Below are 15,123 nucleotides of genomic sequence, written 5' to 3' on the forward strand. Positions count from 1 at the left end.
CTCGCCCTGGTCCGCGCCGGCTGACCCCCACCCCGTCCCGTCCCCCGCCCCCACCCCCGGCCGCCCCGCACCCACCCCCCGGCTTGCGCTGGCGGAATGCACGCAGATCGCCCGCCCGCGCTGCCGGTGTGGACCATTCAGCCAGCGCAAGCCCGGGGGCCGCAGGGCCACACACCCCGCCACCCGCCTCCCTCGCACACGCCTCGGGCCCGGCCCCGCGTGTCGCGGAGTCGGGCCCGATCGGTCGGCGTCCGGCGTGTCAGTCCTGCAGGCGGTGATCGCCCCGCGGGCCCGACTCGACCGCGGACCGGACAGCGGTCCCGAGCTCCGGCGCGACGGCGGTCCAGTAGGCGAACACGCGCTCGAGCAGCTCCGACTCGGACGGGTCGATCTTGCTCACGTGGCCCGCGATGTTGCCGGCCAGTCGCTCACGGGCGGCGTCGTCCAGGACGTCGCGGTACAGGATGGTCGCCTGCGCCTGATCGGTGTCCTCGGCGTGCGAGGCCACCTCGCCTCGGTAGATGTCCGAGCCCTTGGTGTCCCAGGCGCCGAAGTCGTAGGCCTTGGCCGGGTCGGCCGTCGGGCCGTCGATCGAGTTGGGGTGGTACTCGGCCATCGCCGGGTGGTTGAACTGGTACTGCATGCCGCCCTCCTTGGAGTAGGAGTTGACGGGCGAGAGCGGCGAGTTGACCGGCAGCTGCTGGTAGTTGGCGCCGATGCGGTAGCGCTGGATGTCCGGGTAGGCAAAGACGCGGCCGAGGAGCATCTTGTCCGGCGAGAAGCCGATGCCCCGCACGATGTTGGTCGGCGCGAACGCGGCCTGCTCGATCTGCGCGTGGTGGTTCTGCGGGTTCCGGTTCAGCGTCATGGTGCCGACCTTGCGGAGCGGGTAGTCCTTCTGCGACCAGACCTTGGTGAGGTCGAACGGGTTGAAGCGGTAGCCGTCGGCCTCGTCGACCGGCATCACCTGGACGTGCAGGTCCCAGGAGGGGAACTCGCCCTTCTTGATGGCCTTGAAGAGGTCCTCGCGGTGGTAGTCGGGATCCGAGCCGGCGAGCGAGTCGGCCTCGCCCTGCGTGAGGAACTCGATGCCCTGCTGGGTCTTGAAGTGGAACTTGACCCAGTTGCGCTCGCCCGCGGCGTTGATGAACTGGTAGGTGTGCGAGCCGAACCCGTCCATGTGACGCCACGTCTTGGGGATGCCGCGGTCGCCCATGAGCCAGGTCACCTGGTGGGTGGACTCGGGGCTGAGGGTCCAGAAGTCCCACTGCATGGCGTGGTTGCGCAGGCCCGAGGCGCTCTTGCGGCGCTGCGAGTGGATGAAGTCCGGGAACTTGATGGCGTCGCGGATGAAGAAGATCGGCGTGTTGTTGCCGACCATGTCGTAGTTGCCCTCGTCGGTGTAGAACTTCAGGGCGAAGCCACGCGGGTCGCGCCAGGTGTCCGGCGAGCCCTTCTCACCGGCGACGGTGGAGAAACGGGCCAGCATGGGGGTCTTGACGCCCTTCTGGAACAGGCCGGCGCAGGTGATGTCCGAGATGTCCTCGGTGGTCTCGAACTCGCCGAACGCGCCGGAGCCCTTGGCGTGGGGGATGCGCTCGGGGACGTTCTCGCGGTTGAAGTGCGAGAGCTTCTCGATCAGGTAGAAGTCGTGGATCGGCTGCGGGCCCTGCTGGCCCACCTGGGCGCTGAACTCGTCGCTGGGGACCGGCTGGCCACTGTCGGTGGTGGTCGCGCCCTTCGGCTCGAAGGTGCGGACTCCGCGATCGGCGGGGTGCGTAGTCACTTCAGGTACTCCTCGTAAGGGGTTGGGTGGTGGTGCGGAAGTGGTCTGGCTCTTCAGTCTGCGACGAGAAGGGCTTCCCCCGCCCGACATTCGGGACATGTGCCCCAGTAGTTGACCTCGGCTTCATCGACCTCGAAGCCGTGGTCCCGCTCGGGCTGTAGACAGGGCGCGTGCCCGATCGCGCATTCGACGTCCTCGATCCGGCCGCATCGCCGGCACACGAGGTGGTGGTGGTTGTCCCCCGTGCGTCGCTCGTACCGGGCCGGGGAGCCGGCCGGTTCGATCCGCCGCATGAGGCCGACCTCGGTGCACACCCGCAGCGCGTCGTAGACGGTCTGCGTGGACACCGCGCCCAGCCGCTCCCGCACCTGGGTGGCGACGTCCTCCGCCGCGATGTGGGGGCGACCGTCGACGACGGCGAGGACCGCCAGCCGGGGGGAGGTGACCCTCAACCCGGCCGACCGGAGCAGCGCTCCCGGGTCCGCGATGTCCGTCGTCATGGGCTCCACCCTAGCCCGCTTTCTGGAACAAATCCATAATAAGAGCGATTCAGTTCTGTCTCCCTTCCCGGCCGGTCCCGGCCGGGCGGGCACCACACCGCGCCCGGCCCCTCCGCCCGCCGACTAGGCTGGCCGACAATCGGAGAACGCCCAGGAGGATGCAATGTCGGAGACCGCCATCGGACCGGTCGTGTGCGGTTACGACGGGTCGCAGGACGCCCGCCGGGCCGTGGCCTGGGCCGCTGCCTGGGCCCGCGACCACGACACGACCCTCGAGGTGATCTCCGCCGACCGCGCCGTCGGCCGCGTGGTCGCCTTCGACGACACCGCCCGCGCGAACGTCGAGGGGGCGATGCGCGACCAGTTGGTGGAGCTGACCCACGACGTCCCGACCGCCTACCGAGTGATGGCCGACAGTCCCGTCGGCGCCCTGGTCGAGGCCGGCCGCCACGCCTCCGCGATCGTCGTGGGCAGCCGCGGCCTCACCGCCCGCGAGGACTTCGCGATGGGCTCGACCTCCGCCGGCGTGGTCGAGCACGCGAGGTGCCCGGTCATCGTGATCACCCCGCGCACGCCCGAGGCCCCGAGCGGCGGGCCGGTCGTGCTGGCCGCCGACGGGTCCGCGGCCGGCGACCCTGCCGTCGCGTTCGCGTTCGACCAGGCCGAGCGTCGGGGCGTCGGGCTCCGGGTGGTGCACACGGTCGAGGTCCCCAAGCTGCCCGGCGCATCGCTGTTCGACCTCGACCAGTTGGCCGAGAGCGTCCTGGCCGAGGACGAGAAGGAGGTCACCGACGCCCTCGCCCCCCACGAGGCCCGCCACCCCGAGGTCTCCGTCGACCTGATCCTCGTGGTCGGCGAGCCCGCGACGACGATCGCCGCGGAAGCCGAGGACGCCGCGCTCCTGGTGACGGGATCCCGCGGGCACGGCGGATTCGCCGGGCTCCTGCTCGGGTCGGTCAGCCGCCGACTGCTCCAGACCGCACCGTGCGCGGTCGCCGTCGTCCGCCCCGCCGAGTGACGGCCTGACCGCCTGACCGCCTGACGCGCCTCCCCCGGTTTGGTCGACGCCTCCCCCGGTTTGGTCGACGCCTCGCATGTGCCAGCCCGTTTCCCCGCGGCAGATGTCGACCAATCACAGCGTGATGTCGACTAGAGCGGGGTCCGCCACCGTGGGCGGGCGAGGACGGGCAGGGGCGGGCGGGCAGGGGCGGGCCAAGCCCGGGTGGGACTAGCCGGGGCCGATGCGGAGCATCCGCGTGAGCGTGGGCTGCCACATCACGCCCGGGGCGTCGCCGCGGGAGACGATCGTGCCGGTGAGCTCCATGGGCTCGTCCAGCGGGGCGTGGCCCACCAACGTGCGGGCCACCTCGCGGCCGGTCTCCACGTCCGTCGAGGTCACGTCCACCGGACCGAACTTCTGCGGGAGCCCCCGATCGAGCGACGGGCCGAGCACAGGTCCGAGCCCCTGCTCCGCGCGCGGCGGGCCGTACGCCAGCGCGTGGATGAGGCCGTCGCCGGTGGTGAGCTTGGGCAGCGACGCGGTGCGCGCGAGGGAGGTCCACGCCCGGGCGCAGGCGCCCTCCGCGCCCGCGCCCGGGCTCACCTCGATCCGCGTCATCCCGCCGGCGTACGGCGCCCCGGGCGGGACCGCGGGCCCGTCGACGGCGAACGGCGGGTACTCGAAGCCGTAGGTGTTGACCAGCACCAGCGCGCCGCCCGAGGCGATGATCGAGTTCTCGGTGGCGGCGGGCCCGGGGATCAGCACCCCGTCGGCCGCCGCCGACTCGGGCCGCAGCGTGGTGGCGAACGCCGGCATCCGGCAGACAAGCGCGCCGTCGGAGCGGCGCAGGACGATCAGGTCGGGGTGCTCGGCGTCGTCGGTGATCGCCACCAACGAGTCGCCGGGCCCGAAGTAGGTGGGCGTGGTGCCCGACCCGTGCGCGAGCAGGCCCGGCTTGCGCCCCGGGCCCACGTCGTAGGCGTGGCGCCAGCGCACCACCGGCGTCCCGTCGGCCCGGAGATCGATCTCGTAGAGCGCCCGGGTGGTGATCACCGACGCGCCCCCGGGCCGGACCGTCAGCCCGTTGGTGATCCTCTCCCCCGCGGGCAGGGCGAGGACGCGCGGCTCGTCGTCGTCGCCGGGTCGAACGGTTCCCACCACCCCGCCCGACGTGGCGAACCACACGCGCCCGTCGAACGCGGGCATGAGGCCGGTGACGGCGTCGCCGTCGGGGACCGCGGGCGAGAGGTCGGCCAGGACGTCGACCGTCATCCGCCACGGGCCCCGGGGGGTGCGTTCGTGCCCCACGGCCAGCAGCCGCCGGTTGCCGTCGGCCACCACCACCCGGTCGCGCTCGTCGAGGTAGCCGTACACGCCGCCGAGCAGCGCGCCCTTGGCCAGCTGCACCTCCGCCAACACCTCGGCCGTGTCGGGGTGGACGAGCTTGACCGTCGGCGCGAGCGGGGTGGGCGGGGTGAGCCCGACGTACGAGGTGCACAGCGCGACCGGCAGGCCGTCCGTCCCGACGAACACCGTCGAGCAGGTGGCCCCGGTGAGCGCGCCGACGACCGCGGGACTCGCGCCGGGCCCGCGACCGGGAAGGGTGTCGGTGGAGGCGGCGTCGCCGTGGACCGTCGACGTCCCCGCCGGGCCGAGGCCGGGCGGGGAGGCCGCTTGCGCCCCCGCCGTGGCCGTCGCGCCGGCCACCACCCCGGCCGTCACCCCGGCCACCACCCTGCCCAGAATCCGCCGCACGCCGGTCATGGACCGATCCCACCACGCCCGGCCCGCGCCCGCCGGCGGACTCGCTCGCGCGGATAGCATCGCGCAGGTGACCGACGGGACCGCGAGAACGGTGGCGGGGGCGCCGGGGCGGCCGGTGAGCTCGGCCCGGATCCTCGCCACCCTGATGGTGCCGCTGTTCATGGCCCTGCTCGCGATCTCCGTCATCAACGTCGCGCTGCCGGTGATCGGCCCGGCCCTCGGCGCCGACTCGAGCGGCCTGCAGTGGGTTGTCTCCGGCTACGCGCTGTCCTTCGGCCTGCTGCTGGTGCCCTCGGGGCGGCTCGGCGACGCCTCCGGCCGCAAGCGACTCTTCCTCGCGGGGATCGCCGTCTTCACCGCCGGAGCGGTGATCGCGGGGTTCGCCCGGGACATCGAGATGCTCAACGCGGCGCGGGTGGTGCAGGGCATCGGCTCCGGCATGCTCAACCCGCAGACGTTCGGGCTCATCCAGAAGTACTTCCGCGGGGCGGCGCGGGCCCGCGCGTTCGCGACCATGGCCACCACCGTCTCGGTGGCCACCGCCTCGGGTCCGCTGGTGGGCGGCCTGCTCATCGGGGCGCTCGGCGACGACCTGGGCTGGCGCGCGATGTTCCTGGTCAACGTGCCGCTCGGCCTCCTCGCCCTGGCCCTGGGTCACCGCTGGCTGCCCGACGACCGCCGTCTGCCCGGCGGCGCGGGTCCCGGCAGCGTGGGTCACGGCGTCGGCGGCTCCGCGGCGCGGGCGGGCGACATGGCGCGGGCGGGCGACATGGCGCGGGCGCGGATCGACGACGACGACGAGGTCACCGCCCCCGCCACCCCGCCCGTGCGGCGCGGGCGCCTGGACCTGGACCCGGTCGGCGTCCTGCTCCTCGGCGCGGCCGTGCTCTCGGTGATGCTGCCCTTCCTCAACCGCGGGGCCCACCCCGCGCTGTGGGCACTCGTGCCGCTCGGGCTGGTCCTGCTGGGGTCGTTCGTGTGGTGGGAGCGCCGCTACGAGCGGGTCGGCCGCCCGCCGCTGGTCAACCCGGACATCTTCCGCGATCCCGCGTTCCGCAACGGCATGATCATCGTGTCGATCTACTTCGTGGGCGGCACAAGCCTGTGGATCGTCATGCCGATGTACCTGCAGTTCCACCTGGGCTACGCGCCCCTCGACTCGGCGTTCGTCAGCCTGCCCGCCTCGATCTGCGCGGCGGTGTCCGCCCAGGTGGCGGGGCGGTTCGTGCTCCGGCTGGGCCGGCGGATGGTGATCGCGGGGTTCTGCCTCACCATCACCGCGCTGCTGACCTTCATCCTGCTCGCCGGGCTGGTCGAGTCCGGAGCGGTGGGGTACCTGATCTTCACGGCGCCCGCCGCGCTGATGGGGACGGCGCAGGGCATGACCATCTCCCCCAACCAGACGCTCACGCTCCGCGCGGTCGACCCCGCGTACGGCGGGGTGGCCGGCAGCATCATCTCGCTGGGCCAGCGCATGGGCACCGCGATCGGCACGGCGATGGTCCCCGGCGTGCTGTTCTGGGTGGTCGAGACCCAGGGCGACTGGCTGCTGGCGTTCCGGGCCGCGCTCGGGCTGATCGCCGCGCTGGCGGCGGGCGCGCTGGCGTTCAGCGTCGTGGACCGCCGCCGCGAGAGGCGCTGCGCCTGAGCCCGGGCCCCGGCGCCCCCTCGCGGACCCGGGCGTCAGAGCGTGGCGGCGAGCTCGACGCCCTGCCTGATCGCCCGCTTGGCGTCCAGCTCGGCGGCCACGTCCGCGCCGCCGATCACGTGGACGCGCGCGCCCGCCCCGCCGCCGGGCCCGGCGGGCCGGTCGGCCAGCCGTTCGGTCAGCTCATCGGCGAGGTCGCGGACCGACTCCTGGCCCGCGCACACCACGATCGAGTCCACCCGGACCACCCGGTGCTCGCCCTCGGCGGTGAGGATGTGCAGCCCGTCGTCGTCGATCCTCCGGTACGTCACGCCGGTGTACTGCCGCACGCCGCCCGTCTTGAGCTCGGCGCGGTGCACCCAGCCGGTGGTCTTGCCCAGGCCCCTGCCGATCGGCGAGGTCTTGCGCTGGAGCAGGTGCACCTCGTGGGCCGGCTCGTCGGCGACGGCCGTGCCGAGGCCCGAGCGGGCGAGGGCCGGGTCGGTCACGCCCCAGTGCCTCTTCCACGCCTCTACGTCGGTGGAGTGCCCGTGGACGCCGCGGCCGTCGAGGTCCAGCCCGGACCCGCCGGCGAGGAGGAACCCACACACGTCCACGCCGATCCCGCCGGCGCCGATCACCGCCACGCGCCGGCCGGGGACGCGGGCGCCGGTGAGCAGCTCGGGGTAGGTCATGACCATGGGGTGGTCGGCGCCCGGCAGGTCCAGCTCGCGTGGGCGGACGCCGGTGGCCACCACCACGTGGGCGAAGCCGGCGAGGTCGGCGGCCTCGGCGGCGCGGCCCAGGTGCACGGGCACCCCCAGCACGTCCAGGCGCCGGCTGAAGTAGGCCAGGGACGCGGCGAACTCCTCCTTGCCCGGCACGCGCATGGCGTAGCGGAACTGCCCGCCGATCTCGTCGGAGGCCTCGAACACCTCCACGGCCAACCCGCGCGAGGCGGCGGCCTCCGCGCACGCGAGCCCCGCGGGACCGGCACCGACCACCGCCACCCGCCGCCGCGCGGGCGCCACGGTGAGCAGCAGCTCCGTCTCCCGGCCGGCGCGCGGGTTGACCAGGCAGGACGCCCGCTTGTTGGCAAAGGTGTGGTCGAGGCAGGCCTGGTTGCAGGCGATGCAGATGTTGATCTCGTCGGCCCGCCCCTCGGCGACCTTGGCGGCGAATGCCGGGTCCGCCAGCAACGGGCGCGCCATGGAGACCAGGTCGGCCTGCCCGGAGGCGAGGATGTGCTCGGCCTTCTCCGCGGTGTTGATGCGGTTGGAGGCGATCACCGGGACCCCCACGAGCGCCTTGAGCCGGGCGGTGAGGTCGACGAACGCGGCCCGCGGCACGCTGGTGACGATGGTGGGGATGCGGGCCTCGTGCCAGCCGATCCCGGTGTTGAACACGTCCACGCCCGCCGCCTCGAGGCGGTGCGCGAGCTCGGCGGTCTCGTCCCAGGTCTGACCGCCGGAGACCAGGTCCAGGAGGCTGATCCGGTACTGGATGAGGAAGTCCCGGCCCACCTCGGCACGGACCCGGCGGACGATCTCCTCGGGGAACCGCATGCGCGCGCCGGCGCTGCCGCCCCACGCGTCGGTGCGCGTGTTGGTCCGGGCGGCCAGGAACTGGTTGATGAGGTACCCCTCCGATCCCATGATCTCGACGCCGTCGTAGCCCGCCCGCCGGGCCAGCCGGGCCGCGCGGACCCAGTCACCGATGGTGCGTTCGACGCCGCGCGCGCTCAGGGCCCGGGCCCTGAACATGCTGATCGGGGACTTGGTGGAGGAGGCCGAGCGGACGAACGGCTGGTAGCCGTAGCGGCCCGCGTGCAGGACCTGGAGCAGGATGTGCGCGCCCTCCTCGTGGACGGCGTCGGTGAGCCCGCGATGCCTGTCCGCCATCCGCCGGCTGGCCATCATGGACCCGGCCGGGAGTAGCCAGCCCTCGACGTTGGGCGAGTACCCGCCGGTGACCAGCATCGCCGTACCGCCACGCGCGCGCTCGGTGAAGTACGCCGTGAGCTCGGGCAGGTGCCTGGTGCGGTCCTCGAGCCCGGTGTGCATGGAGCCCATGACCAGGCGGTTGCGCAGGGTGAGGTGTCCGACGGCGAGGGGGCTGACGAGGTGCGGGTGGCTCTGGCTCATGGCCCCCATTGTGCGCCACCTCACGGGAGCCCTCGGGTCCGCGGCGCGCCGGGGACACCCCCGAATTTTCCCTTCCCGGGGGCGAACGGAGGCCTCGGACCCTATCCTTTCCCCACGGCCCCCTCTGCCGCCCTCACGCACGGTCCAGTCCCCTCACCCCTCCAGGAACCCCTCATGCACACCACCCGTAGTGCCCGCACGCGCGGAACACGCATTCTCGGCATGCTCGCCGCCGCGGTCACCTGCGCGGCCATCGCCACGCCCGCCGCCGGGGCGCAGTCGGTCTCGTTCACCATCGGTGGCCCCGCGCCCTGCGAGCAGACCTCTCCGGCCCAGGTCGAGCAACTGATCTCGGAGATCCACGAGCACACCAACCGGGTGCGGGCCGAGGCCGGCGCGCCGCCGGTCGCGCGGCTCGACAGCCTCGACCGGATCGCCCAGAACTGGAGCACCCGGATGGCCGACGAGGACAAGATGTACCACAACCCGGACATCCGGGCGCAGGTCGCTTCCACCTACGAGGGCCAGTGGCGCGGCTACGGGGAGAACGTCCTCCAGAACTGGTGCGGCGCGGACGGCGAGGAACTGGTCACCCAGTGGATGAACTCACTCGGACACCGCCTCAACATGCTCAACCCGCTCCACACCCACCTCGGCGTGGGCGCGGCCCTGGCCGACAGCCGGAAGCTCTACTCCACGCAGAACTTCGTCACCCTGCGCTGATCCCCGCCCGGGCACCGGCCCCGGACCGCCCCCGACGCCCCCGTCACCCGCCGCAGGTGACGGGGGCGTCGGGCCTGGTGAGAGGGCCTCCGCGACCTAACGGCTGGCTTATGTAACGTTTTGGTCTCTACCGTGGGACAGACCGCCCGATCCCCGGGCCCTGCACCGCGAAAGGACCCCAGTGACCCGAGCCCTCATCCGTACGCGACGCGCCCTCCTGCTCGGAGCGGCCGCCTCCCTGGCCATGGCCCTGAGCGCCGCGCCCCAGGCCTCCGCGCAGCTGCCGCAGATCGTTCTGCCCGGCCTGACCATCGGCTTCATCCAGCCGCCGGCCCCGGGCGCCGTGCCGGCGATCGACCCCGCCTCTCCCGAGTACCGCGCCCAGCTCGAGGGTGCGACCAACGCCGCCCGGGCCGCACACGGCCTGGCCCCGCTGACCGCCAACGCCGGCCTCACCGACGTGGCCATCGGCTGGAGCGGCACCCAGGCCGCCCAGAACCGGATGTACCACAACCCGACCGTCGCCGGCCAGATCCCCGGCGGCTGGGCCCACTACGGCGAGAACGTACTGCAGAACTACGCGCACGCCACGCCGCAGCAGCTCGTGGACCAGTGGATGGCCTCCCCCGGCCACCGGCTCAACATGCTTCACCCGGGGCACACCGCGATGGGCGTCGGCGTGGCCGTGGCCGCCGACGGAAAGCTGTACGCCACGCAGGTGTTCGCGCGCTACTGACGCCCGCGCGCTACTGACGCCTTCCCGCCGGCAGCGCCCCCGCCCGCGTCAGGCCAGCGCGCCCGCGAGCAGCGCCTCGAGGCCGGCGGAGAAGCGCGCGTCGAACTCGACCGGCGGCGTGGCCGGGTCGGCGACCGCCAGGTTGTGGTGCGTCTGCTCCTCCAGGCTCAGCCCGAGGACATAGGCCGTGAGCGCCGTGGTCAACCCCGCCGCCCGGCCGCCCAGCCCGTGGCGGGTACAGGCCGCCTCGACCACCTCGGCGACCGGGTTCACCGCGCCCGCGGCCAGCCCCAGCGCCACGATCTCGGCGCCGTCCGGAACGCCCGTCACCGCCGCGCGCAGGGCCGTGCCGATCGCACGCAGTTCCCCGGCCGCCGACCCCGCCGCCCCGACCGGCCCCATGGTCGCCAGCACCCGTTCCGCGACCGCCGTGAGCAGGGCCTGCTTGGACGGGACGTGCCAGTACAGCGCGCTCGGCTGAACCCCCAACCGCGTGGCCAGCGTGCGCATGGACATGCCGGGCAGGCCCGCCTCGCGGAGCAGGTCCAGCGCGGAATCGACGACCGATGTCTTGGTGAGAGCCACGGGCGCTGATCCTACCGCCCGCCCCGCCCGCCTCCTGAACGCTGTACAAGACGGCATCGTTCCGCTACCTTGAACGGCGTTCAATGAACGGCGTTCAGGAGGAACCATGCCCACCACCACCCCCCGCTGGCACGAGCTCGCGGACCACGTACTCGACGGCGGCGTGATCAGCGCGGCGGACGCCCTCGCGATCCTGGACTCGAGCGACCCCGAGCTCATGGAGGTCGTCGCGGCCGCCTCGCGCCTGCGCTTCCAGCACTTCAGCAACACGGTCAAGGTCAACTACCTGGTCAACCTCAAGAGCGGCCTGTGCCCGGAGGACTGCTTCTACTGCTCGCAGCGGCTCAACTCCACGGCCGGCATCCTGCGCTACACCTGGCTCAACACCGAGGAGGCCGTCACCGCGGCCAAGGCGGGCATCGCGGCCGGCGCCTCGCGCGTCTGCCTGGTCGCCAGCGGCACCGGCCCCAGCAACCGCGAGGTCGGCAAGGTCTCCGACATCATCGAGGCCATCAAGTCCGACACGCCCGGCGTCGAGGTCTGCGCCTGCCTCGGGGCGTTGAAGGACGGTCAGGCCGAGACGCTCTGCGCCTCCGGTGCCGACGCCTACAACCACAACCTCAACACGGCCGAGAGCCACTACTCCGAGATCTGCACGACCCACACCTACGCCGACCGCGAGCACACCGTCGCGCAGGCCCACGGCGCCGGCCTGTCCGCGTGCTCGGGCTTCATCGCCGGCATGGGCGAGACCCGCGAGCAGCTGGTCGAGCTGGCCATGGACCTGCGCGCCAAGGGCGTCGACTCCATCCCCGTCAACTTCCTGCTGCCCTTCGACGGCACCCCGCTCGAGGGCGTCGACACGCTCACCCCGCGCGACTGCCTGCGCATCCTCGCCATGGTCCGCTTCGTCGCCCCCGACACCGAGCTCCGCGTGGCCGCAGGCCGCGAGCGCCACCTGGGCCACCTGCAGGCCACGGCCCTGTTCATCGCCAACTCGCTGTTCCTCGGCGACTACCTCACCAGCGAGGGCCAACCCGGCGGCGAGGACCTGCAGATGATCGCCGACGCGGGCCTGGAGATCCTGCAGATGGAGACGGGCGGGGAGAAGGGCGGAGAGGACGACGACGACGAGGCCGTCATCCCCGCGCCGACCCGCCGGTCGCCCCAGACCCCGGTGGCCATCCGCACGCGTGGCGCGGGCACGAGCGAGCCCGCGAACGCCTGACATGCCCACGCAGGACGCCGCCGCGGTGCTGGATTCAGCCGCGGTGCTGGATACAGCCGCGATGCTGGCCGCGGACGCCGAGCACGTCTGGCATCCCTACGGCGGCTTCCCGGCTAGCACCGAGCCGCTGCCGGTGGTCTCGGCGCAGGGGGTGCGGCTGCGGCTGGCCGACGGTCGCGAGCTGATCGACGGCATGAGCTCGTGGTGGGCGGCCATCCACGGCTACCGGCACCCGCACCTGGACGCGGCCGCCCACCGGCAGGTGGACACGATGAGCCACGTCATGTTCGGCGGGCTCACGCACCCGCCGGCGGTGGAGCTCGCCACCCGGCTGGCGCGGATGGCGCCGGGCGGGCTGACCAAGGTGTTCCTCGCCGACTCGGGCTCTGTGGCCGTAGAGGTCGCGGTCAAGATGGCCGTCCAGTACCAACGCTCGCTGGGCCACCCCGCCCGCACCCGGCTGGCCACGTGGCGCGGCGGCTACCACGGCGACACCCTCTCCCCGATGAGCGTGTGCGATCCCGACGGCGGCATGCACAGCATGTGGCGCGGGGTGGTGGCCGAGCAGGTGTTCGCGCCCCGGCCGCCCGCGCAGTACAGCCCCGACTACGTCGCCGAGCTCGAGCGCACGATCCGCGGGGCCGCCGGCGAGCTGGCCGCCATCATCGTGGAACCGGTGGTCCAGGGTGCCGGCGGGATGCGCTTCCACCACCCGGACTACCTGCACGACCTGCGCCGGCTGGCCGACGAGACCGGCGCGCTGCTGATCTTTGACGAGATCGCGACCGGCTTCGGCCGGACCGGCCGGCTCTTCGCCGCCGACCACGCCGGCGTGGCGCCGGACATTCTCTGCCTGGGCAAAGCGCTGACCGGCGGGTACCTCACCCTGGCGGCGACGCTGACCACCGATCGGGTGGCCGAGGTGATCAGCGCCGGCGAGGCGGGCGGGCTCGCGCACGGCCCGACGTTCATGGGCAACCCGCTGGCGTGCGCGGTCGCGTGCGCCTCGCTCGACCTGGTCGAGGCCGGCGGGTGGCGCAGCGACGTCCCGCGGATCGAGGATCGCCTGCGCCGCGGCCTGGCCCCCGCGCTCGACCTGCCCGGCGTGGTGGACGTGCGGGTGCTCGGGGCGATCGGGGTGATCCAGCTGGACGCGCCGGTGGAGATGCCGGCCACGACGGCGGCCATCACCGCCCGCGGCGTGTGGCTGCGCCCGTTCCGCGATCTCATCTACACCATGCCGCCCTACGTGGCGACGGACCCCGAGCTCGACGCCATCTGCGCGGCCGCGGTCGCCGGCGCGGCGGCCGCCGGAGCCGCGGCCGCCGGGGCGCACAGCGCGACCGACCCCACGGAGGAGTACGCCCATGCCTGACCTGCTCGCCCCGACCTCCCCCACGGCCCCGGCCCGCTCCCCCGCGCTGGACTGGCTCGACGACGCCGCCGCGGAGCGCCGCGCCCGTCACCTGCACCGCGTCCTGACCCCGCGCGCCCCGGGGGACCGCGCGATAGACCTGGCCTCCAACGACTACCTGGGCCTGGGCCGGCACCCGGTGGTCGTGGCCGGCGCGATCGAGGCCACCACCCGCTGGGGCGCCGGGGCGACCGGGTCGCGGCTGGTCACCGGCACGACCAGCGAGCACGAGGCCCTCGAGCACGAGCTCGCCGACTTCACCGGGAAGCCCGCCGCGCTGGTGTTCTCCTCCGGGTACACCGCCAACCTCGGCGCAGTCGTGGCGCTGTCCGGGCGTGGATCGCTCATCGTCTCCGACGGCGGCTCGCACGCCTCCCTCGTGGACGCGTGCCGGCTGTCGAGGGCCCGCGTCGTCGTCGTCGACCGGGGCGACACCCGCGCCGTCGCACGGGCCCTGGCGGGGCGCACCGAGGCGCGGGCGCTGGTCGTCACCGACTCGGTGTACAGCGCCGACGGCGACCTCGCGCCACTACAGGCGTTGCACGGGGCGTGCCGGGACCACCGCGCGGTGCTGCTGGTGGACGAGGCGCACGGGCTGGGGGTGCGCGGGGCGGGCGGTCGCGGGCTGGTCCACGAGCTGGGGCTCAGCGCGCACGAGGACGTGGTGGTCACGGCGACGCTGTCCAAGGCGCTCGGCGCGCAGGGCGGGGTGGTGCTGGCGTCCGAGCGGGTGCGCGCGCACCTGGTGGACACCGCGCGGACCTTCATCTTCGACACCGGGCTCGCGCCCTCCAGCGTCGGGGCGGCGCGGGCGGCGCTCGCGGTCCTGCGCGCGGAGCCGGAGCGGGCCCGCCGCGTCCTGGACGTGGCCGGGTACCTGGCCGCGGTGACCGGCGCCGCCAGCCCGCACTCGGCGGTGGTGTCGGTGATCCTCGGCGACCCGGCCCGCGCGGTCTCGGCGGCCCGGCGCTGCGCCGAGCTGGGCGTGCGGGTGGGCTGCTTCCGGCCGCCGTCGGTCCCCGAGGGCACCGCCCGGCTGCGGCTCACCGCACGCGCTGACCTCTCCGACGCCGACCTGGCCAGAGCCGCCGACGCGCTCACCCAGGTGTTGGTCGAACACGAACGGTGGGGCGGCGCGTGACCGCGGGCACACGCGTGGAGTCGACGACCAGTTCGACGACGACGAGGTCGGCAGCCGCGGCTGGTGCGGCACCGACCACCGCAGCGACGGTCGGGGCAGGCCCGGTCGTCGTCACCGGGACGGGGACCGACGTCGGCAAGACCATCGCCACCGCCGCCCTCGCCGCGCTCGCCCGCTCGGCCGGGTTGGACGCAGGCATCTGCAAGCCGCTGCAGACCGGGCTGGCACCGGGCGAACCCGGGGACGCCGACGAGGCCGCCCGTCTCTCCGGGGCCCGGCGCGTGCTCGAGGTGCGGAGGCTCCCCGACCCGCTGGCCCCGGAGACCGCGGCCCGGGTCGCGGGGCTGCCGCAGTCGGGGCTCGAGGACCTGGCCGGGCCGATCCGACGGTGGCTGGGCCGCACCGACCCGCCCGCCCCGAACGGCCGCCTCGACCTGGTCGAGGGCGCCGGCGGTGTTCTCGTGCGGCTGGGCAC

Annotated in this window: 12 protein-coding genes and 1 pseudogene; 8 read left to right on the forward strand and 5 right to left on the reverse strand. The window is 73.8% G+C overall.

Translation table 11 applies throughout. The annotated features are described in order from the left end of the window. Window positions 1–259 precede the first annotated feature (259 nt). Window positions 260–1,786: a catalase gene (locus B4M60_RS00395; protein ID WP_291079385.1), complete on the reverse strand. Its 1,527-nt coding sequence runs from the start codon at window positions 1,784–1,786 to the stop codon at window positions 260–262. Window positions 1,787–1,839: 53 nt separating this feature from the next. Next, a complete protein-coding gene (locus B4M60_RS00400; RefSeq protein WP_291079386.1) occupies window positions 1,840–2,286 on the reverse strand; it encodes a Fur family transcriptional regulator in 447 nt (148 codons plus the stop codon). A gap of 163 nt (window positions 2,287–2,449) precedes the next feature. Here B4M60_RS00400 and B4M60_RS00405 point away from each other — a divergent pair, with 163 nt between their 5' ends. After that, a complete protein-coding gene (locus B4M60_RS00405; protein WP_291079387.1) occupies window positions 2,450–3,304 on the forward strand; it encodes a universal stress protein in 855 nt (284 codons plus the stop codon). 210 nt (window positions 3,305–3,514) lie between these two features. Here B4M60_RS00405 and B4M60_RS00410 read toward each other — a convergent pair whose 3' ends face one another. Then, window positions 3,515–5,050, reverse strand: a complete 1,536-nt coding sequence (locus B4M60_RS00410; protein WP_291079388.1) for a hypothetical protein — start codon at window positions 5,048–5,050, stop codon at window positions 3,515–3,517. A 67-nt stretch (window positions 5,051–5,117) separates the two neighbouring features. On the opposite strand from B4M60_RS00410, the gene B4M60_RS00415 reads away from it, so the two are divergent. Next, window positions 5,118–6,698 carry an MFS transporter gene (locus tag B4M60_RS00415; RefSeq protein ID WP_291079389.1) on the forward strand — a complete coding sequence of 527 codons (1,581 nt, stop codon included), beginning with the start codon at window positions 5,118–5,120 and terminating at the stop codon, window positions 6,696–6,698. A gap of 35 nt (window positions 6,699–6,733) precedes the next feature. On the opposite strand, the gene B4M60_RS00420 is transcribed toward B4M60_RS00415, so the two are convergent. Next, complete coding sequence (locus B4M60_RS00420; protein ID WP_291079390.1) at window positions 6,734–8,821, reverse strand: NADPH-dependent 2,4-dienoyl-CoA reductase; 2,088 nt, start codon at window positions 8,819–8,821, stop codon at window positions 6,734–6,736. 174 nt (window positions 8,822–8,995) lie between these two features. On the opposite strand from B4M60_RS00420, the gene B4M60_RS00425 reads away from it, so the two are divergent. Further along, complete coding sequence (locus B4M60_RS00425) at window positions 8,996–9,544, forward strand: CAP domain-containing protein (protein WP_291079391.1); 549 nt, start codon at window positions 8,996–8,998, stop codon at window positions 9,542–9,544. A gap of 181 nt (window positions 9,545–9,725) precedes the next feature. Then, on the forward strand, window positions 9,726–10,280 hold the full coding sequence (locus B4M60_RS00430) for a CAP domain-containing protein (RefSeq protein ID WP_291079392.1): 555 nt from the start codon (window positions 9,726–9,728) through the stop codon (window positions 10,278–10,280). Between the two features lie 48 nt (window positions 10,281–10,328). On the opposite strand, the gene B4M60_RS00435 is transcribed toward B4M60_RS00430, so the two are convergent. Continuing rightward, on the reverse strand, window positions 10,329–10,865 hold the full coding sequence (locus tag B4M60_RS00435) for a TetR family transcriptional regulator (RefSeq protein ID WP_291079393.1): 537 nt from the start codon (window positions 10,863–10,865) through the stop codon (window positions 10,329–10,331). 106 nt (window positions 10,866–10,971) lie between these two features. Between B4M60_RS00435 and bioB the strand changes: the two genes are divergently transcribed. From bioB to B4M60_RS00455, 4 genes and pseudogenes are all read left to right on the forward strand, one after another. Continuing rightward, the gene (gene bioB, locus B4M60_RS00440; RefSeq protein WP_291079394.1) at window positions 10,972–12,093 is read left to right on the forward strand and encodes a biotin synthase BioB; all 1,122 of its coding nucleotides are present in this window, start codon (window positions 10,972–10,974) and stop codon (window positions 12,091–12,093) included. Between the two features lies 1 nt (window position 12,094). After that, window positions 12,095–13,468, forward strand: coding sequence for an adenosylmethionine--8-amino-7-oxononanoate transaminase (locus B4M60_RS00445; protein WP_414646693.1), 1,374 nt, complete (start codon window positions 12,095–12,097; stop codon window positions 13,466–13,468). Then, on the forward strand, window positions 13,461–14,648 hold the full coding sequence (locus B4M60_RS00450; protein WP_291079395.1) for an 8-amino-7-oxononanoate synthase: 1,188 nt from the start codon (window positions 13,461–13,463) through the stop codon (window positions 14,646–14,648). Before B4M60_RS00445 ends, B4M60_RS00450 begins: the two co-directional genes overlap by 8 nt. Window positions 14,649–14,791: 143 nt before the next feature. Continuing rightward, window positions 14,792–15,123 (forward strand): annotated as a pseudogene (locus tag B4M60_RS00455) (ATP-dependent dethiobiotin synthetase BioD); the annotation flags it as partial.

Origin of the sequence: Dietzia sp. UBA5065 (genome assembly GCA_002415925.1) — a bacterium.
In the GTDB taxonomy this organism is placed as follows: domain Bacteria; phylum Actinomycetota; class Actinomycetes; order Mycobacteriales; family Mycobacteriaceae; genus Dietzia.

Coding starts and splice junctions, on each gene's coding strand:
- B4M60_RS00400 (WP_291079386.1), bottom strand. CDS start 2,286: ATGACGACGGACATCGCGGACCCGGGAGCGCTGCTCCGGTCGGCCGGG.
- B4M60_RS00450 (WP_291079395.1), top strand. CDS start 13,461: ATGCCTGACCTGCTCGCCCCGACCTCCCCCACGGCCCCGGCCCGCTCC.
- B4M60_RS00425 (WP_291079391.1), top strand. CDS start 8,996: ATGCACACCACCCGTAGTGCCCGCACGCGCGGAACACGCATTCTCGGC.
- B4M60_RS00420 (WP_291079390.1), bottom strand. CDS start 8,821: ATGAGCCAGAGCCACCCGCACCTCGTCAGCCCCCTCGCCGTCGGACAC.
- bioB (WP_291079394.1), top strand. CDS start 10,972: ATGCCCACCACCACCCCCCGCTGGCACGAGCTCGCGGACCACGTACTC.
- B4M60_RS00410 (WP_291079388.1), bottom strand. CDS start 5,050: ATGACCGGCGTGCGGCGGATTCTGGGCAGGGTGGTGGCCGGGGTGACG.
- B4M60_RS00445 (WP_414646693.1), top strand. CDS start 12,095: ATGCCCACGCAGGACGCCGCCGCGGTGCTGGATTCAGCCGCGGTGCTG.
- B4M60_RS00405 (WP_291079387.1), top strand. CDS start 2,450: ATGTCGGAGACCGCCATCGGACCGGTCGTGTGCGGTTACGACGGGTCG.